This is a genomic window from Psychroserpens citreus (genome assembly GCF_055686305.1).
This window is the reverse complement of sequence record NZ_CM145999.1, coordinates 3567638-3586057: the sequence shown is the minus strand read 5'-3', so window position 1 is coordinate 3586057 and position 18420 is coordinate 3567638. Positions and strand designations below refer to the sequence as shown.

Sequence of the window (18420 nt, the reverse complement as noted above, 5' to 3'; positions counted from 1 at the left end):
TCTCTAAGTTTAATTTTTGTGTTGTTAGTTAGTTAGCAAAAAAAAGAGAAATCGGGTTTCTCTTGTGTCAATTTTTACATGACAAATATGTGAACAAAAATCTTAATAAAAAAATCAAAATGTATTGATTTTTAAGAATTTTTTTCTCATGTTTAAAACGGTTCGAAAATACAAAAAAAATATCAAAAACTATGGTAAACCTATCCAAATCCGACGAAATACAATTTCGAGTACGTTACGGAGAAACTGACCAAATGGGAGTCGTTTATCATGGTAATTATGCACAGTATTTTGAAATGGGACGTACCGAATGGTTGCGTAAGATGGGGTTTTCATATCGTAAAATGGAAGAGGACGGAATTATGCTTCCCGTAATTTCACTTAGTATAAATTACAAAAAGTCAGCATGTTATGATGACCTCATTAAAGTAAAAACTAAACTTGTAAAAAAACCAACAGTTAAAATTGAATTTGATTATGAAATCGTAAATGAAAATGATGAAATTTTAGCGACTGGAAATTCTGTTTTAGCTTTTATAGATATTCATAAGAAACGGCCTACAAGATGTCCTCAATATATTTTAGACCAACTGCAAATTTAATCGTTCAACTTCTTGATGTCTATTTCATATAGGGCCTCAAAAATTTCATAAATGACTTCGGCATCTTTTAATCTTACCGAAATTATAAGCTCACAACTTAATTCTAAAGTTTGATTTATAATATTTAGATGCTTTTCTTTTATAATGCGCATCACCTTATTCATGTTTTTGTAATCAAATGAAATGACGAAAGTTTCGTTGACTGTTCTACTTACAATATTTGAGGCTTCTAATGCTAATTGAGCTCCAGTACGATAGGCATTAATTAAACCTCCAACACCAAGTTTTGTGCCTCCAAAATAGCGCACAACTACAATAAGTATGTTGGTGACTTCATACGACTGAATTTGACCATAAATAGGCATGCCTGCACTATTACTTGGTTCGCCATCATCGTTTGCTCTAAATACATAATCTTTCTCTTGCATCCCAAATTGATAAGCATAGCACCAATGTCTGGCTTGATGATGTTGTTTTTTTAACAGTTCTAGATGCGTTTTGACTTCCTTTTCTTTGGTTACAGGAAATGCATATCCAAAGAATTTACTATTTCGATCTTTAAATAGTACTTCGGGAGATGCTTGGACGATGGTTTTATAACTGTCTGATATATCCATTAAGCCAAAGTTATTAATACTATAGATATAATTGCTAATGCAATACCAGTCCAGTTGGTTTTAGATACATGTTCTTTAAAGATTAATAATCCAAGTAAAGTAGATACCATTATAATAGCGACATTATTAATGGTAAACAATGTAGAGCTTTCAAGACTTTCGTGATTTAGTGCTTTTAGTAAATAGTAAATAGAGAAATAATTTGTAATCCCTAAAACAGTGCCTCCTAAAATAGTTTTAAATGGAAACTTGAATCGTTTTTTTAAGGCCTTAGAAATTAAAATTAGAGACCCAACGGTAAAAGCAAATCCGAATATTGTTGCAGAAAAGATGGGAATTCCATTGTCTGGCAAATATGTGGTCTCTACATATTTTATTGAAGTATCAATAATTCCAGAACCTAAAAAGAGTAGTATTGGTAGTAAAAGTCCTTTTGAAGTACTTCCTGTGGTTTTGGGTTTTGAAGATGTAAGATACACTGCTATTAATGCAATTAAGATTCCTATGATTTTTTGGAATCCGACACTTTCATTATAGATATAGATACCAAAAACTACAGGAATAATAACACTCATTTTAGTCGCTACCGAAGCCACTGAAAGTCCATTACGTTGTGCAGTTATCGCCATGATGTTAAATACTGCAATAAATAAAAAACCTAAACCAACGGCACCATATATCCAATTTGAGTTAATAATGTTTGTAATCTTCACTGGTTCTTCGTACATCCAAAGTCCAAATAGGCAAGCTGTTAAATAATTAACTACAATCGCTTGAAGAGCATTAATATGATATTTATCAAATAGTTTGAAAATGATAAATATGAGTGTTGAAGCGGTAATACTTAGTAAAAGATAGATCAAAATAAGTGCTCTTTAATTGTGAATAAGTCAACAATATCCTCTTTTGTTTCGTCAATATTCCAGGTGTGAATGCCAAGAGAACTTGCTGTATCTGTATTCTCTTTAGTGTCATCAATAAATAGACATTCTTCTGGTTTTAATTGATTGTGTTTAAGTACATATTTGTAAATGTCGGTATTTGGTTTTCTTAAGCCAATTTCATGTGATAAATAGAATTGATCAAAACAAGTTTTAAATTCTTCATAAAAATGAACTTCTTCTTTAATCCAGCTTATATGAAGATCATTGGTGTTGCTCAGCAAAATAAGTTTGTAATTATTGTCTTTATTAAGTTGTTTTAAAAAGTCTAATCTATGATTTGGAAAATCTTTCAGAATATAATTCCATGCATCTATAATAGATTGCTTAGAAAGTTTAGGAAAATTAGTAGTGTAAAACTCTAAAAACTCATTTGTTGTCATCAATCCTTGTTCGTAAAGAGAGTTGATTGCTATAAGATCTTCAGGTAATTCTTTTAAGCCAAAAAGATGAAGCGCATTTTCCATTGCACCTTGCTTATCTAAATTGATGAATACGTCACCAAAATCGAAAATGAGTGTTTTAATTGTTGACATATATATTTAATGTATCATTTAATATGTGATCTTCGGAAATAAGCTGACCTTGAAACTTTGGACCTTTAATCCCATTGTTAAAAACCGAAGTTCCAGTAAACACGCGAGCTTCATCCCAGAGATTTTCATTAATGAATGTTTGAATAGTTTTTGACCCACCTTCAATAATAATTGAATTAATTCCTTTTGAATGCAAAAAACTTGCAATTTGCTTGGCAAGCGGTTGATTGAAATCGAGATCGTTTTCAGTAAGACTTATAGTTTCTGCATGAACATTAAATATTGAATGATCTTTTGATAGCTTATTTATTTTGTCTATGACAACTCTTGTAGGTTGTTGTCCTGTCCAATCTCTAACGGTCAAGCTTGGATTGTCTTCAATAACTGTATTTGTACCAACTAATATAGCCTGTTCTTCTGCACGCCATTTATGCACCAATTGTCTTGAGAATTCATTTGTAATCCAAACGGGTTCTTTTTTATTCTTTGATTTCGGAGCAATAAAACCATCACTAGTTTCTGCCCATTTCAGAATAATATATGGACGTTTTTTATTGTGAAACGTAAAAAAACGTTTGTGGTGTGATTTACATTCAGATTCCAAAACACCAACTGTAACGTTACATCCTGCAGTTTGAAGTTTTTTAATGCCTTTTCCTGCAACTTTAGGATTGTCATCAATACATCCAATGACAGCTTCGGGAATATGGTGTTTTATTATAAGATCACTACAAGGTGGCGTTTTTCCAAAATGAGAGCATGGTTCGAGAGTTACATATAGAGTAGCTTCATTTAAAAGAGCTTTGTTTTTTACTGAATTAATTGCATTCACTTCAGCATGTGAGCCACCGTAAGAACTCGTATAACCTTCACCAATGATTTGATTAGCATGCACAATGACGGCGCCAACCATAGGGTTTGGAGCCGTAAATCCTAGGCCGTATTTTGCAATCTCTAAACAACGCGTCATGTATGTCTCGTGACAACTCAAAATTTTATTTTTATCATTTTAGTTTCATCTACGGGATACGTATAAGAAATACCAAGTGCCTTATAAATGATGTCGCCTTTATATTGTACTTTAATTTCTTTAGTTAAGAGGCTGTTCAGAATGGAGCCTAAGGCAGTTGTATTTTCCTTTTTTAAGATACTGTCTGTACTAACTAAGACTCTAAGTGGAATCGTAAATTCTTTTTTTGCAGGTACTTTAAAACTTTCAGAAGACACATGTGCTACTTTTACGTCGTTAACAAATACTGAAATATTATCACTTTCTAAAGCGCCTCCAACATCGTTCGGATTTTGAAAAATTGCATTAGCTTTTAGCGTGATTGTTCTCGAATTTGCATTTTCTAGATCAATGTCTTCTATAGCTACAAATAAAGGTTTTTCTTTTACAGAACAACTCAATATTGTTGCACAAACTGTTAATAATAAAATAAGCTTTCGCATGTTATTAAAATGGATTTATCTGTATCTTCACATCAGCAAAAATACTACAATAAAGTGAGTACAAATAATATCATAATTAGAGAAATTCAACCTGAAGATAATCCGCAAATTGAAGCTATTATTAAAGCCTGTTTTCCTGAATTTAAAATCCCACTAAAAGGAACGGCGTATGAAGACGCAGAAACCCCTTTTATGTATGAATCGTACCAAGGAGAACGTGAAGTATATTATGTTGTTGTTAAAGATCAAGAAGTCCTTGGAGGAGGAGGGGTCAAGCCATTAAAAAACTATGATGGCAATGTTTGTGAGCTTCAAAAAATGTATTTCTCTCCTAAGGTTAGGGGGAAGGGGTTTGGTAAAAAAATGTTTACCAAATGTTTAGAAGCTGCCAAAGATTTTGGTTTTGAGACTTGCTATTTAGAATCGGCATCGCAACTTAAAGCGGCTATCCATATCTATGAGCAATTCGGATTTGAGCACAGGAACGAACCTTTAGGTAATACAGGACACTATTCTTGTGGTGTTTGGATGACTAAAGCACTATGAGGTTAAAGGATATTCAGGATATTTATCATAAAGAGTTAGATGCTATCTACGGAAAAAATGAAGTAGATGCGTTTTTCAATCTTGTTGTTGATCATTATTTGAAACTCGATAGGGTATATCTTTTAATGGAACCTGATTATTCGATTACAAAAATAGAAGAGCAGCCACTATTTGAAACTTTGAGTCAGTTGAAATTAGAGACACCTATCCAGTATATTTTAGGAGAAACTGAGTTTTTTGGTTTGCCCTTTAAGGTTAATGAATATACATTAATTCCGAGGCCAGAAACAGAGGAGCTAGTGGCTTTAATCTTGGAAGATTTTAAAGGACAATCTTGTAAGATTCTTGATATAGGTACTGGTACAGGTTGTATTGCTATTTCATTGGCAAAGCATATAGAATATGCAAGTGTATCTGCTGTTGATATTTCCGAAGATGCAATAAGCATAGCAAAACAAAATGCCGAGATTAATACTGTTGATGTAAACTTTATTACAGATGATATTTTAAATTCTTGCCATACCGGATCTATTTCTGGCTCTCATAATTATGATGCTATTGTCTCTAATCCACCTTATGTACGACATTTGGAGAAAACCGAAATAAAACCTAATGTACTAGATCATGAGCCGCACCTCGCGTTGTTTGTAGATGATGAAAATCCGTTACAATTCTATAGAGCGATTTGTGAATTTGCACAAACACAATTAAAAGAGAGTGGTGTTTTGTATTTTGAGATTAATGAATATCTCGGTAAGGAAATGGTTGAACTCTTAACTAATTTTAATTTTAAAGATATTGAATTAAAACAAGACTTGTTTGGTAAGGATCGAATGATAAGAGGTGTTAAGTGATTAGTCTATCAAGTCATTTAAGGTCTTTATCTTTAAATCATCTAAATGTTCTGCCTCAGTCTCAAATTCAATTTCTAGTATTTCACCAGGTTTCAAATCAAAATAGTTATCACTAAAATGGCCCTTGGCATTGGTGTGAAGAAATACATTCTTTTGAAGTGTAGTGCTGTGTAAGAAGATTTTGAATCCTTTTTGGGTTTTAGCAATGCTTTGGTTTACTGGTGCTTTTTTAAGTTTTAGATCTTTAGGTTTTGCTAAATAAGAGATATAGCTTTTGTCGTTTAATGTCGTTAACACATAAACGTCTTCATAGTCAATATCTAAATCCTTTAAATCAAGTTCATTAACTAAAATACTTGAAGTATTATATAGTGTGGCGTCAAAATTATGTGCCCAAAGCATATCGCCATCAAAATTGAATATCATTTGAAACTCATTATGTATATCTATTTGTTTCAAACCATCATTTATCAAATACGTTTTTAAACTATTGTTTTCAACACTAGTTGATACTATTATATTATCAAAACTTTTTTTAGCATGATAATGCAACGCTTTCCAATTTCCGAAGTAATCAATACTTGACCACGATACAGCTGGCCAACAATCATTAAGTTGCCAATACAAAGTACCCATATTGTAAGGTCTAGCTCTACGATGAGCCTCAATGCCTTTTGTGATACCGTAAGCTTGTAATAACTGACTCACATATACGTAATCTTCAGCATTAGTTGGAACAGGGAAGTCACGTTTCATGTAGTTGTCTATAATCTGGAAACCTCGACTATGCTTTTGATGATTTTTAAAGCCTTGCGAAGTAATCTCAATGGAATCATTCTGGTTGATAAACTTAATCGTTTCATAACTAGGAAATGATTGAAATCCAAATTCACTCATAAATCGTGGTACGTTTTTTTCTAAGTGTTTAAAAGGATAACCATCATGCCAAATCCACCAGTCATGAGCATCGCCTTCAAACTTGTATTTTGGATTTCCTCGACCATATTTTGGTGAAGATTCCCAGTATGGTACATTAGTAAGATCTTTAACAGTATTTGGTAAAATAGAATCAAATACTTTTAAATAGTTATTCCATATGTTCACTTTTTCTGCCTCACTTCTATGAGTTTGCCAACCCCAACGATGCCAACCTTCTGAACTTTCATTATTACCGCACCATAAGGCAATTGAGGCATGATTACGAAGTCGTTTTACGTTTTGAGTTGCTTCCTTTTGTACAGTGTTTAAAAAATTATAATCTCCTGGATACATAGCACATGCAAACATAAAATCTTGCCAAATAAGAATGCCCTTTTCATCACATAAATCATAGAATATATCATTTTCATAAATACCACCTCCCCAAACTCTAAGCATATTCATATTAGCATCCACAACATCATCTAAAAGTTTTTCATAATGTGCATCAGTCACTTGGCTCTGCATGCTATTCTGCGGAATGTAGTTAGCACCTTTCATATATACAGGAATATCATTTATTTTAAAATAAAAAGACTCTCCAAGGCTATCTTTTTTAGTAACTAAATCAATAGTTCTGAGTCCTTTTTTCATTGAAATACTGTCAAGAATTTTGTTATTGTCTTTAACTACTACTTTAATATCGTATAAATAAGGTTCGCCTAAATTGTGTGGCCACCAAAGCTTTGGATTGTCGATTTTAAATTTGAATTCAGGTGTTATATTATTAGAGATATCCTCAAAAGTTTTATGAAGCTTATTATTGACATAAATTTCATAACTCAAAGCATTAGTGCTGCTGTTATTTGAATCCAAGTACATTGACAGGGCAGCGTTTTTTTGATTTAATTTATCGGTTCTAATATAGGTGTTATTGATTTTGTAATCATTCCATGTTTTCAATGTAATTGGTCGCCATATTCCACTCGTATTAAGTTTTGGGGCCCAATCCCAGCCATATTGAAATTGTGCTTTCCTAGTAAAAATTCTATTCCCTTCAGGAAGTTGATATGCTAGTTTGGTTTTCTCGCGTTCTTCGGAAATGGACGTGCGTTCAAATACGATGCGCAAATTGTTTTCAGGTTGCAATACTGACTTTACATTCACTGAATAGGATCTAAAAGCGTTATTCGTTTTCAGAATTAAACTATCGTTCAAAAATACCGAAGCGTAAGTGTCTAAGCCTTCAAAATTAAGCGTAATATGTGTTTTGTCTAATAGTTCATGGTCTACTGAAAATGTTGACTGATATTCCCAATCGGTTTGAGAAATCCATTGTAAACGATTTTCATTGTCGCTTATAAATGGATGTTCAATTTGTTTATTATTTAATAAATCTGAATGAACATTTCCAGGAACACTAGCCGATTTCCAGATGGAATCTTCTATGGATTTAAATTGCCAATTGTTATGTAAATCTATTGAAATAGGAACATCACCCTTGGGTTGACAGGACATTAAAACGAAGAGGATTATGGCAAATACACTATACCTCATTATTCATGATTTTTAAAAGGGCTTTAATTTCTTCAATACTTGAAACTGTTTGAGGTGTATTCCCAAAATACTCAGAAGATTTTTTATTTACAACTTTAGAAGCTGAGGCATGGAGCTCTTTGAAACCTGCATCTTTAAACTGTTTTGCATTTCCAGAGGATATTCCAGCTCCAGCTAAAATGGTAATTCGATTTTTGGCTTGCTGAAGTAATGCTTGTAAAGTGTGTAATCCATCAATAGCTTTAAGTTGTTGTCCAGAGGTTAGTATTCTGTCTGCGCCTAAATCAATGAGTAATTCTAGTGCCTCTGATGCATTTGGTACAATATCAAACGCACGATGGAAGGTAAATGACATGGGCTTTGATAATTCTATTAATTCTCGAGTTCTAAGGCTATCTATAGTTCCATCTTGATGTAATACACCAGAAACGATACCATGACATCCTAATTCTTTACAGATTTTAATATTGCTTTTCATTATATCAAATTCTTTTTCAGAATAATAAAAATTTCCGCTTCTCGGTCGTATCAATACAAAGATTTCTATATTTAGTTCTGAGACTACATTTTGAATTAAGCCATAACTAGGTGTAATACCACCAATAGATAATTCATTACAAAGTTCGATTCGGTGTGCTCCAGCATCTTGAGCGTTTTTCGCAGATTGGTAGGAGTTAGCGCAGATTTCTAGAAACATATTAATGAATTATAATTTCGTCAATAAATGTCCAAGCTTTATTACCAGCACCTTGTTTTCCGTCTGGAATGATTCCGTAATTTGGGACTTTAAGTCTAATGTATCTTGAGCGCTGCATTGGGTGAAATTGTGTTGAAAGAATGATATCTTCGTCTTGCTTTAAATGATTTATCAGTAAATCATTATCAAGCTCTAGTTTCACTTTATGTGGCGCGTATATCCATTGACCATTACTATTAAAAAAACGGGTCTCTACTGAATTAATTAAGACTTCTTCTCCGAGGTCAATGGTTACTTCAATATCTTCGCCCCAAAAGCCTAACCATTCTTTATCCCCAAAGCGTGAATCACTTCCAGAAATACTATTAATTAATCCCTCAGGACCACTTCCAGAATATGATGAATGTGCTTTTTTGTCAATGTTAATTGACTTGCCTACTGCTTTATGATAATTGAACTGTTGCTGAAATGTCACACCTAATTTAGTTTTAGAATTAGGATCAAAAATAGCCGCTTTAATAGTTTTAGATGTGTCAATCAGTATTGGTCTAGTATAAGTGCGAGAGTCAAAATTTGGTTCACTCCCATTGATGCTTAGACGTATTGATTGATTTGGTAAAACTGTATTTAATTGATAAAAAACCTCATTGTCCTGAGTTTTAATATCGCCTTCAATTTCATATAAATGATTCGCGTAATTTATATTCAAAGCATCTAAACGCTTATTGAAATGCTCAACGCGTTGAGCAAATGCTGTAAAATCTTTGGTCTTACTGTTAGACCAAAGCACTTCACTCATTGCTAGTATACGCGGAAAAGCCATATATTCTACTTGGTTGTGGGTTGGCATATATTCTGTCCAAATATTTCCTTGAGCACCTAGAACATATTTTGCATCAGCTTCGTTTAGCTCTGCTGGAATTGGATTAAAATGATACACTTTTTCTAAGGGTAAAAATCCACCAATTGCTATAGGTTCATCTGGATTTGTTGATTGGTAATAATCAAAATAGCAGTGTGATGTTGGTGTCATAATCACATGATGTTTCTGTTTAGCGGCTTCAATAGCACCTTTTGTACCTCTCCATGACATAACTGTAGCGTTTGGAGCTAAACCTCCTTCGAGAATCTCATCCCAGCCAATGATTTGTTTGCCTTTAGAGTTAAGATACGTTTCAATACGTGTGATAAAATAGTTTTGAAGCTCATGCTCGTTTTTTAGGTTTTCAGATTTGATGCGATTTTGGCATTTGTTGCAAGCTTTCCATTGGGTTTTTGGAGCCTCATCTCCACCTATATGAATGTAAGGGCCAGGAAACAATGCTATTACTTCATCTAAAACGTCTTCTAAAAAATCAAATGTTTCGTCTTTAGAGCAATAAATATGTTCAAAAACACCCCATTTGGTAGCAACTTCAACTTGCGCTCCAGTGCAGCCTAAGTTTGGGTAGGCACTAATAGCAGCTTGAGCGTGTCCGGGTAATTCAATTTCAGGAATAACTGTAACATGACGCATTTTTGCATAAGCAACAATGTCTTTAACTTCTTCTTGGGTGTAGAAACCACCATAACGTTTTCCATCAAACTGATGAGGTTGATCACTGTAATGTCCTATTAAAGTCTCATTTCTAAAAGCTGCAATTTCTTGCAGTTTTGGATAAGATTTGATTTCTATTCGCCAACCTTGATCTTCTGTAAGGTGCCAATGAAACGTATTCATTTTAAGCATGGCCAAAGCATCAATATATTTTTTAATAAAATCTACTGAAAACAAATGGCGACCAACATCTAAATGCATTCCACGATATTGAAATTGTGGAGCGTCGGTGATAGTTATACACTGAATATCTACACTATTTTCATTCATCGTATGATTTTCAAAATCTTCAGGCAATAATTGTCTTAAAGTTTGAACCCCATAAAAAGCACCACGATCTGTTTTGGCTTTAATTTTAATTTGATAAGACTCAATAGTCAATGTATATCCTTCATCATTCTCTATAGTGTCATCAAAGATAAACTGTATGCTATTGTCATCATCATTTAATTGGATATTACTTCCTTGCTCTATAAAGGTTTTTAGAAAATTTCCAGAGATGTTAAACCTGTCATCATATGAGATGCCGATACTATTATCTAACACAAAATAACCTTCATTAATAAATTGAGTAGAAGGCACAGGAATAATTTGTGGTACTTTGGCTGAATATTCTTCAGTATTGCAGCTTAATAAAAAGCTAATAAAAACAGAAAGAACTACAATTTTTTTGAATGACATTTTAGTATATTAGATGCTTTAAAGATAACTTTTTTCACGACGATTTTAATGAGTATAGCACAAAAAATAAATCAGCTTCGCGATGAGCTTCGCAAGCATAATTATAACTATTATGTTCTAGATAATCCTACCATTAGTGATTATAATTTTGATATTAAATTAAAAGAATTACAATCCTTAGAGGATGCTCACCCCGAATTTTATGATGCCAATTCACCTACCTTAAGAGTAGGCGGTGAAATTACCAAGAACTTCAATACAGTTGTACATGAATATCGTATGTATTCGTTAGATAATTCCTATTCTAAGGAGGATTTATTGGATTGGGAGAAGCGAATTAAAAAAATGATTGATGGAGATGTAAATTATACTTGTGAACTAAAATATGATGGCGCGTCGATAAGTTTAACTTATGAAAATGGTAGCCTACTTCGTGCTGTAACTAGAGGTGATGGAACTCAAGGTGATGATGTAACTGCAAATATAAAAACTATAAAATCTGTGCCATTGCAGTTAAAGGGAGATTTTCCACAAAAATTTGATATTAGAGGCGAAATTGTATTGCCATTTGAAGGGTTTCATAGATTGAATGAAGAGCGTCTAGAAGCAGGAGAGGAGCCCTATAGAAATCCTAGGAATACAGCATCTGGAAGTTTGAAACTTCAAGATAGTGCTGAGGTAGCAAAACGTCCATTAGAATGTTTATTGTATAATATCACAGGGACTAATTTAGGTTTTGATACTCAATTAGAGAGTCTTCAAAAAGCGCGTGATATGGGATTTAAAGTTCCTAATGCTGCAAGATTTGCTGATTCTATTGATGAGGTTTTAGCATTTATTGAATACTGGGATGTGCATCGTCATGATTTGCCTTATGAAACCGATGGCGTTGTAATAAAGGTGAATAATTTGCAGCAACAAGAGGAATTAGGATTTACCTCTAAAGCACCACGTTGGGCTATGGCTTATAAGTTTAAAGCAGAGCAAGTGTCAACAAGACTTAACGAAATCACTTATCAAGTTGGTCGAACTGGAGCTATTACGCCTGTTGCTAATTTAGAACCTGTAGAATTGGCTGGAACTACTGTAAAGCGAGCGTCTTTGCATAATGCAGATCAAATTGAAAAGCTAGATATACGAGAAGGCGATGAAGTTTATGTTGAAAAAGGAGGAGAAATTATACCTAAAATTATTGCTGTAGATTTATCCAAACGCCCAGATTATTCGAAACCAACAAAATATATTACAAAGTGCCCAGAATGTCAAACCGAATTGATACGTCAAGAAGGAGATGCAAAGCATTATTGCCCAAATTACAATGGTTGTAACCCGCAAGTTATAGGACGTATACAACATTTTATTTCTAGAAAAGCCATGGATATTGAAGGTTTAGGGGGAGAAACAGTAGCGCTTTTGGTAAATGAAGGCTTAATTTCAAATTATTCAGATTTATATACTTTAACTAAAGAACAAGTCTTGCCTTTGGAGCGTATGGCTGACAAGAGCGCTGAAAATTTAATAAATGGAATAGCAGCGTCAAAAGAAGTTCCATTTGAACGCGTTCTTTTTGCCGTAGGAATACGATATGTAGGAGAAACTGTTGCTAAGAAACTGGCAAAGCATTTTAAAAGTATTGATGCCTTAGCAGCTGCTAGTATTGAAAATTTGATTTCTGTAGATGAAATTGGAGGTCGTATTGCAGAGAGTGTAGTGGAGTTCTTTTCTTCCGAAGACAATATAATAATTATTGAAAAGTTAAAGATTCACAAACTTCAGCTTGAACTGTCTGCTGAAAAATTAGCGAACCAAACAGATAAACTTAAAGGGTTGTCAATAGTAGTTTCTGGTGTTTTTGAAACGGTATCTCGAACTGAACTTAAAAAACTTATAGAAGATAATGGCGGAAAAGTCTCATCTTCAATATCTTCTAAAACAAATTATTTGGTTGCTGGAGATAAAATGGGCCCGAGTAAGCGTGCTAAAGCAGAAACACTAGGAGTGCAGATAATTAGTGAAAATGACTTCTTGTTGAAATTGAAATAAAATTCTTACATTTATAATTATTTCATCGATTAAACGCAAAATAATACGTTTATATGTATAATTTGTATATATTTGTTCTAGCTATTAATGATCAAATTATGCAATTAACTAAAATATTAGGTGTTATACTTATACTTTTAAGTATTGTCTTTTTAGGACTTCAATCTTTGGGACGTGAGCTCGATGCATTTGGTATTAAAGCATTAGCGATGTCTTTGTTAATAATGCTCTATTTTATTCGAGTTAAAAACAAGCATATTCTATTTATTTTGTTTTTAGTGACGTATGCTGCTGCAGAAATTCATAACTATTTGACCTTTAATTCAATGCCATCTGAAACTGCTATTTATGATATTCCTTATTTAATAGGGAATGGATTGTATGTGTCTGCTTACTTATTTTTAATTGCCAGAATCTTTTCAATCATGAACTTTAAGAAGGCAATAAGTAGATTTCCAATTCAGTCGATGTTGCTTTTTGTTCTTGGTTTTTTTGTAGTGTATATGATCACAGATTTATCTCGACCAGTATTATGGTTTGATGATTACTCGTATAACGTAGAATTGATTTATAATTCAGTTATTATGTTTTTAGTGTGCTTGGCTTTAATCAACTACATGTATAATGACACTAAGAAATCTATGAATTTACTTGTTGGATCTATATGTATCGTATTCTCTGAAGTTATCCAAATTGCATACTATTATATTACAGATATGGATAATACACTGAGTGTTATATATTCTTTCTTTTTGGTTGGTGCTTTTGTGTTCTTTTACCTTCAATCGCGATTAGCTCAAGAATATAATGCTGTATATGAGCAACATCAAGAATTAAAAGCTTAGAGTTTTCCGCCTATGTAAGGAATATCTTTTCTGTAGATGTATAATATAATTGCAGATAGAATAAATGTCACTAACGCTGTGTAGAATAATACACCGCTATCACCATTAATTTCAATTCCTAATTGAGTGAGATGCATCATAATTGCTCCACCAATAATACCAATCGTTAGAGCTGCTCCAGACCAAGCTGTTTTTCTAAATAATAATAGCAAACCAGCAATAAGTTCGGCAACACCAATACCAATTCTGCCAAAGGGTTCTAATCCAACTTTTGTGAAAATGTATACACTATCTGGATGAGCAGTAAATTTAAATCGCAAGGTTTGAATTAAAATGACAGCAACGATAATTCTTAAAATTATTGGGAGATATTTTTTCATAATATAAAATTGTATGTTGTGTTAGACGCATAGAAATTAAAAACATACGTTAATGTGATAAAAAATCAAAAAAATCGATAAAATGTTGATATTATACGACGAAATACATATTTTTTGTTATATTTGTCTTACCCAATTATAAATCTACCATGTTAAAGACGCAAAAATTAAAGCCAAATATGGCATTAGTATTCGTTTTATTTGTGCTATTACTGTGCTCGGCACTAGCAGCATATTTCAATGTGTTAGTATTGCCAATGATTGTAAAGCTTATTACAGTTACAATTCTATTAACGTTTTATTATTGCCAGCTAAACAAAATGGCCAATGTATTTTTGACTATTTTTTTGGTCTTTTTTATTGGAGATGCTTTTTCAGTTTTCGATTTAGGTGAGTATTCATCTAAATTATCAAAAATAATGTATGTGGTTGCATATTTGATATTGATATTTGTGCTGCTAGGAAAACTTAAAAGGGTCAAGTTTGAAGGATTGGTAACGATTTATTTAGTCTTGGTGCTATTACTAAATTCGTATTTTTTATACGCTTTATATGAGGTTGCTAAAGATAGCTTTGTAGATGATGTTAATCTAGTGCTCTATGTGATTCACGGAATTACATTAATAGCAATGACTTATTTTGCTTTTGCTGTATATTTAAGTAGAGAAACTGCGCAATCCATTACTTTTTTATTAATGGTGTTTTGTTTTGTGTTTTCAGACGTGCTCAATTACATCTGTAACTTATATGTTTACTTCTGGATATTTGAGGTGTTTGAAGGTGTTTTACATACAGCTGGATTATTCTTACTTTATAAGTATGTGTATGATCATCATACCAATAGAAATAGTGATAAACGTATTAACTTTTCAGAATATTTTATACCTACAACAGATCAACTAAAAGATATTCAGGTACACTTTTAATTATACAATAATAGAAGTGCCATTAGCAGCTTTATTCTTATCAGAATCAAAGTAAAAGTCTATTTTTCCAAGATTTATACCATAACATCCTACCTGATTGACTAACATGTTCTTTCCTTCAGTATTTTTTACAACTGTAGGTTTCTTTAAAAATGTATGCGTATGACCTCCAATAATTAAATCAATATCTTTAGTTGTTTCAGCTAATTTTAAATCACTTATTTTTTCTGGACGATTACGATAGTTATAACCTAAATGAGACAAGCAAATAATTAAATCACATTGCTCATCTTGCTTTAAAATTCGGGTCATTTCTTGAGTGGTTTCTGTAGGATCAAGATATTTTGTCTCTTTGTACATACGCTGCTCTACAAGGCCTTGAAGCTTAATTCCTAATCCAAAAATCCCTATTTTAATCCCATCTTTTATAATGATGCGATATGGTTTTACATGTGTGTCTAAAATGGTATTTGAAAAATCATAATTTGCAGACACAAAATCAAATTTGGCATGAGGTAATTGTGCGTAAAGCCCATCAATACCATTGTCAAAATCGTGATTTCCAATAGTTGCTACATCATATTTAAGCATGCTCATAAGCTTAAATTCTAATTCGCCACCATAATAATTAAAGTAAGGCGTGCCTTGAAAAATATCTCCTGCATCTAATAACAAAGTATTAGGATTTTCTTTTCTAATATTGGCGATTAAAGTTGCACGTCTCGCAACACCACCTTGATTAGGGTTTCTTCCATCCTCTGGTCCAAAAGCATCAATATGACTATGCACATCATTGGTGTGGAGGATCGTGATTTTTTTTGTTGAAGATTTAAAGGAGGTTAATCCCATTCCACCTAGACCAATTAATGCCGAAGCTGCAGCTGTTTGTTGTATAAATTCTCTTCTTTTCATAATTAGTTATTTAGCTGAATAAATCGGTTATCAATTACTGGATTAAGTGTGTCGATTGTTTTGAAATAATCAATGAGCACATTTCGGATTTTATAATCCAGAACGTAGAGACTATCATTGGTTTTAAAAAAGTTCATACGATCTCCACCATTGTATAAGTAGTCATTAGTTGCTACATTATATGTTTTATTGAAATCTAATGCTTCGCCATTAAGTCCTGCAGATTTAAAATTTCCGTCAGAATCTAAAACAATATTTAATTTAGAAATAGGATGAGCTCGTTTTGCTTTTACAAGATAATCAATAAGTTCTTGTACTTGAGCTCCTTTAAGTTTAACTACCACAGTTGAATTATCAAAAGGCATCACCTCATATGCTGTTCTTGTGGTGACATTACCCTTAGAAATAATAGCGCGAATTCCGCCATGATTTAATAGTACAAAGTCGATATCTTCACCAGTTCTACTATTGAAAATAGGATTTGAATGCTCATAAACTGCGTCAGCCATCATATTACCTATTGCAGTATTAAGTTCGCCATCACTTTTTGAAAAAGTGTCTACAGCATAAGCTAAGACACTATCTAGATCTTTGTTAACATGATCTCTATAAGGTGTGATAAAATTTTCAATACTTTGGTCAATTTTTATACTATCTGAAATATTTATTTGCTGACCCTCAATTTTATTCAGGTGAACATCTTGCTTGCACGAACTCATAACGATGAGTAGAACAAAGAAACATATATGTTTATAATTCATGGATTATATTATGAAAGGTTTAATAATTGTTACAATGTGTTTTTACTACATTTGTACAAAGCATAAATATAAATGATTTTAAAGGTATTTAAAGAAAAATCCAATCAAAAATACATCAACAAATTGTTAAATGCTAGACGTGTTGCAGTTAGCAATACTAAAATGAATTCGGTTGGGGTTATTTTGAATATAAGTGAGTTTTCAGATTTTGAAGCCTTTAGAACTTATTTTAAAAGTTTGGGTTTACAAGAAGCTCGAACAAAAATTATTGCTTTTGTTGAGGACCCAAAAGATTCAAATGTACTTTGGGATACGTATTTTAACCCAAAAGATTTTGGATGGAAAGGAAAAATAAATAATATCGACTTACAAAGCTTCATTGACACTAAGTTTGATGTGCTTATAAGTTTTTACAGAACACATCACCTTGAGCTTAATTTAATAACTGCACTATCTAATGCGAATTTTAAAGTAGGTTTGACTAATGAAGATCAACGACTTTATGATTTAATGATAGATGTTAAACCTAAGGAGTTTTTGGTATTTAAAAAAGAATTGAAAAAGTATTTAACAGTTTTAAATAAATTATAATGACTAAATTTCATGGTACAGGTGTTGCTATTATTACACCTTTTAATGATGATCTTACAGTAGACCATAATGCATTGGCAAACTTGGTGAACTTTAATATCGACAACGGTATAAATTATATCGTAATTAGTGGCACAACAGGAGAAAGCGTTACCATTACTAAACATGAAAAGGAGGCTATTATAAAGACTATTGTTGAAGCTAATAATGGACGAGTGCCTTTAGTATTAGGAATTGGAGGTAACAACACTGCTAATGTTATATCAGAAATCAAATCAACAAATTTAGACAATATTGATGCTCTATTATCGGTGTCACCATATTATAGTAAACCAACTCAGGAAGGGATTTATCAACATTTTAAGGCAATTTCTGAAGCCTCTCCTATAGATGTGATTTTATATAATGTGCCTGGACGTACATCATCCAATATGTTGCCAGAAACTACATTGCGTCTAGCGACAGATTTTAGTAATATTATTGCAGTTAAAGAAGCTGGGAATAATGTACATCAATACCTAAAACTGTTAAGAGATAAACCAGAGGATTTTCTTGTTATTTCTGGAGATGATGATTTAGTTCTTGGTGTAGTGTTAGCTGGTGGAGCAGGAGTTATTTCGGTGTTAGGGCAAGCTGTACCTAAGCAATTTACGACTATGATTAATCTAGGATTAGAAGGAAAAGCAAAGGATGCTTATAAGATTCATTTTGAATTAATGGAATTGACATCTCTTATTTTTTCTGAAAATAATCCTGCTGGAATTAAAGCGGTTTTAGAAGCTTTAGACTTGTCTAAAGCTCTAGTAAGATTGCCACTTGTTGAGGCAACAAATGAACTTAAACAAAAGATTAAAAATGCTCTTCAAAATCTAGATTATTAGATTAAAAGTTAAATATTACTTAAACATAATGAGAGCCTGAATTCAACCGTTATTTTTGAGTATAATTTTTTGTTTTTATAATA

19 protein-coding genes are annotated in these 18420 nt (G+C 32.5%); 8 read left to right on the top strand and 11 right to left on the bottom strand.

What is annotated here, in order from left to right; genetic code table 11:
• Positions 1-191 precede the first annotated feature (191 nt).
• Entirely contained in the window at positions 192-602 is a 411-nt protein-coding gene (locus tag ACTU6T_RS16065; protein ID WP_460219217.1) for an acyl-CoA thioesterase, read from the top strand.
• Here the strand turns inward: ACTU6T_RS16065 and ACTU6T_RS16060 are convergent.
• The 5 genes from ACTU6T_RS16060 to ACTU6T_RS16040 are packed head-to-tail and all read right to left on the bottom strand — an operon-like array spanning position 599 to position 4148.
• Entirely contained in the window at positions 599-1219 is a 621-nt protein-coding gene (locus tag ACTU6T_RS16060) for an IMPACT family protein (RefSeq protein WP_460219216.1), read from the bottom strand. The genes ACTU6T_RS16065 and ACTU6T_RS16060 overlap by 4 nt on opposite strands.
• The gene (locus ACTU6T_RS16055) at positions 1219-2082 is read right to left on the bottom strand and encodes an EamA family transporter (protein ID WP_460219215.1); all 864 of its coding nucleotides are present in this window, start codon (positions 2080-2082) and stop codon (positions 1219-1221) included. Before ACTU6T_RS16055 ends, ACTU6T_RS16060 begins: the two co-directional genes overlap by 1 nt.
• On the bottom strand, positions 2079-2696 hold the full coding sequence (locus ACTU6T_RS16050; protein WP_460219214.1) for an HAD family hydrolase: 618 nt from the start codon (positions 2694-2696) through the stop codon (positions 2079-2081). The genes ACTU6T_RS16055 and ACTU6T_RS16050 overlap by 4 nt, the downstream gene beginning before the upstream one ends.
• Positions 2683-3687, bottom strand: a complete 1005-nt coding sequence (gene ribD, locus ACTU6T_RS16045; protein ID WP_460219213.1) for a bifunctional diaminohydroxyphosphoribosylaminopyrimidine deaminase/5-amino-6-(5-phosphoribosylamino)uracil reductase RibD — start codon at positions 3685-3687, stop codon at positions 2683-2685. Before ribD ends, ACTU6T_RS16050 begins: the two co-directional genes overlap by 14 nt.
• Entirely contained in the window at positions 3684-4148 is a 465-nt protein-coding gene (locus ACTU6T_RS16040; protein WP_460219212.1) for an LEA type 2 family protein, read from the bottom strand. Before ACTU6T_RS16040 ends, ribD begins: the two co-directional genes overlap by 4 nt.
• Positions 4149-4157: 9 nt before the next feature.
• Between ACTU6T_RS16040 and ACTU6T_RS16035 the strand changes: the two genes are divergently transcribed.
• Both ACTU6T_RS16035 and prmC read left to right on the top strand, forming a co-directional pair.
• On the top strand, positions 4158-4694 hold the full coding sequence (locus ACTU6T_RS16035) for a GNAT family N-acetyltransferase (protein WP_460219211.1): 537 nt from the start codon (positions 4158-4160) through the stop codon (positions 4692-4694).
• Positions 4691-5548 (top strand): peptide chain release factor N(5)-glutamine methyltransferase, encoded by an 858-nt coding sequence (gene prmC / locus ACTU6T_RS16030; protein WP_460219210.1) that lies wholly within the window; start codon positions 4691-4693, stop codon positions 5546-5548. Before ACTU6T_RS16035 ends, prmC begins: the two co-directional genes overlap by 4 nt.
• Here prmC and ACTU6T_RS16025 read toward each other — a convergent pair whose 3' ends face one another.
• The 3 genes from ACTU6T_RS16025 to ACTU6T_RS16015 are packed head-to-tail and all read right to left on the bottom strand — an operon-like array spanning position 5549 to position 10998.
• On the bottom strand, positions 5549-7984 hold the full coding sequence (locus tag ACTU6T_RS16025; RefSeq protein WP_460219209.1) for a beta-mannosidase: 2436 nt from the start codon (positions 7982-7984) through the stop codon (positions 5549-5551). It lies immediately after the preceding gene.
• 28 nt (positions 7985-8012) lie between these two features.
• Entirely contained in the window at positions 8013-8720 is a 708-nt protein-coding gene (locus ACTU6T_RS16020) for a copper homeostasis protein CutC (protein ID WP_460219208.1), read from the bottom strand.
• 1 nt (position 8721) lies between these two features.
• Positions 8722-10998: a beta-N-acetylhexosaminidase gene (locus tag ACTU6T_RS16015; protein WP_460219207.1), complete on the bottom strand. Its 2277-nt coding sequence runs from the start codon at positions 10996-10998 to the stop codon at positions 8722-8724.
• A gap of 48 nt (positions 10999-11046) precedes the next feature.
• Here ACTU6T_RS16015 and ligA point away from each other — a divergent pair, with 48 nt between their 5' ends.
• On the top strand, positions 11047-13041 hold the full coding sequence (gene ligA, locus ACTU6T_RS16010) for an NAD-dependent DNA ligase LigA (RefSeq protein ID WP_460219206.1): 1995 nt from the start codon (positions 11047-11049) through the stop codon (positions 13039-13041).
• Between the two features lie 98 nt (positions 13042-13139).
• On the top strand, positions 13140-13886 hold the full coding sequence (locus ACTU6T_RS16005; RefSeq protein WP_460219205.1) for a hypothetical protein: 747 nt from the start codon (positions 13140-13142) through the stop codon (positions 13884-13886).
• Here the strand turns inward: ACTU6T_RS16005 and ACTU6T_RS16000 are convergent.
• Positions 13883-14266 carry a DoxX family membrane protein gene (locus ACTU6T_RS16000; protein ID WP_460219204.1) on the bottom strand — a complete coding sequence of 128 codons (384 nt, stop codon included), beginning with the start codon at positions 14264-14266 and terminating at the stop codon, positions 13883-13885. The genes ACTU6T_RS16005 and ACTU6T_RS16000 overlap by 4 nt on opposite strands.
• Positions 14267-14445: 179 nt before the next feature.
• Between ACTU6T_RS16000 and ACTU6T_RS15995 the strand changes: the two genes are divergently transcribed.
• Complete coding sequence (locus tag ACTU6T_RS15995) at positions 14446-15192, top strand: hypothetical protein (RefSeq protein WP_460219203.1); 747 nt, start codon at positions 14446-14448, stop codon at positions 15190-15192.
• Here the strand turns inward: ACTU6T_RS15995 and ACTU6T_RS15990 are convergent, their stop codons facing one another.
• Positions 15193-16104: a bifunctional metallophosphatase/5'-nucleotidase gene (locus ACTU6T_RS15990; RefSeq protein ID WP_460219202.1), complete on the bottom strand. Its 912-nt coding sequence runs from the start codon at positions 16102-16104 to the stop codon at positions 15193-15195.
• Positions 16105-16106: 2 nt separating this feature from the next.
• Positions 16107-16823 carry a 5'-nucleotidase C-terminal domain-containing protein gene (locus ACTU6T_RS15985; RefSeq protein WP_460219201.1) on the bottom strand — a complete coding sequence of 239 codons (717 nt, stop codon included), beginning with the start codon at positions 16821-16823 and terminating at the stop codon, positions 16107-16109.
• Between the two features lie 114 nt (positions 16824-16937).
• Between ACTU6T_RS15985 and ACTU6T_RS15980 the strand changes: the two genes are divergently transcribed.
• Both ACTU6T_RS15980 and dapA read left to right on the top strand, forming a co-directional pair.
• Positions 16938-17456: a DUF6913 domain-containing protein gene (locus tag ACTU6T_RS15980; protein ID WP_460219200.1), complete on the top strand. Its 519-nt coding sequence runs from the start codon at positions 16938-16940 to the stop codon at positions 17454-17456.
• Positions 17456-18337, top strand: a complete 882-nt coding sequence (gene dapA / locus ACTU6T_RS15975; protein ID WP_460219199.1) for a 4-hydroxy-tetrahydrodipicolinate synthase — start codon at positions 17456-17458, stop codon at positions 18335-18337. Before ACTU6T_RS15980 ends, dapA begins: the two co-directional genes overlap by 1 nt.
• Positions 18338-18420: the final 83 nt, after the last annotated feature.

Coding starts and splice junctions, on each gene's coding strand:
- ACTU6T_RS16005 (WP_460219205.1), top strand. CDS start 13,140: ATGCAATTAACTAAAATATTAGGTGTTATACTTATACTTTTAAGTATT.
- ACTU6T_RS16040 (WP_460219212.1), bottom strand. CDS start 4,148: ATGCGAAAGCTTATTTTATTATTAACAGTTTGTGCAACAATATTGAGT.
- ACTU6T_RS16020 (WP_460219208.1), bottom strand. CDS start 8,720: ATGTTTCTAGAAATCTGCGCTAACTCCTACCAATCTGCGAAAAACGCT.
- ACTU6T_RS15995 (WP_460219203.1), top strand. CDS start 14,446: ATGGCATTAGTATTCGTTTTATTTGTGCTATTACTGTGCTCGGCACTA.
- ACTU6T_RS16050 (WP_460219214.1), bottom strand. CDS start 2,696: ATGTCAACAATTAAAACACTCATTTTCGATTTTGGTGACGTATTCATC.
- prmC (WP_460219210.1), top strand. CDS start 4,691: ATGAGGTTAAAGGATATTCAGGATATTTATCATAAAGAGTTAGATGCT.
- ACTU6T_RS16015 (WP_460219207.1), bottom strand. CDS start 10,998: ATGTCATTCAAAAAAATTGTAGTTCTTTCTGTTTTTATTAGCTTTTTA.
- ACTU6T_RS15980 (WP_460219200.1), top strand. CDS start 16,938: ATGATTTTAAAGGTATTTAAAGAAAAATCCAATCAAAAATACATCAAC.
- ACTU6T_RS16065 (WP_460219217.1), top strand. CDS start 192: ATGGTAAACCTATCCAAATCCGACGAAATACAATTTCGAGTACGTTAC.
- ACTU6T_RS15990 (WP_460219202.1), bottom strand. CDS start 16,104: ATGAAAAGAAGAGAATTTATACAACAAACAGCTGCAGCTTCGGCATTA.
- ACTU6T_RS16000 (WP_460219204.1), bottom strand. CDS start 14,266: ATGAAAAAATATCTCCCAATAATTTTAAGAATTATCGTTGCTGTCATT.
- ACTU6T_RS16025 (WP_460219209.1), bottom strand. CDS start 7,984: ATGTCCTGTCAACCCAAGGGTGATGTTCCTATTTCAATAGATTTACAT.
- ACTU6T_RS16060 (WP_460219216.1), bottom strand. CDS start 1,219: ATGGATATATCAGACAGTTATAAAACCATCGTCCAAGCATCTCCCGAA.
- dapA (WP_460219199.1), top strand. CDS start 17,456: ATGACTAAATTTCATGGTACAGGTGTTGCTATTATTACACCTTTTAAT.
- ACTU6T_RS16035 (WP_460219211.1), top strand. CDS start 4,158: ATGGATTTATCTGTATCTTCACATCAGCAAAAATACTACAATAAAGTG.
- ligA (WP_460219206.1), top strand. CDS start 11,047: ATGAGTATAGCACAAAAAATAAATCAGCTTCGCGATGAGCTTCGCAAG.
- ACTU6T_RS15985 (WP_460219201.1), bottom strand. CDS start 16,823: ATGAGTTCGTGCAAGCAAGATGTTCACCTGAATAAAATTGAGGGTCAG.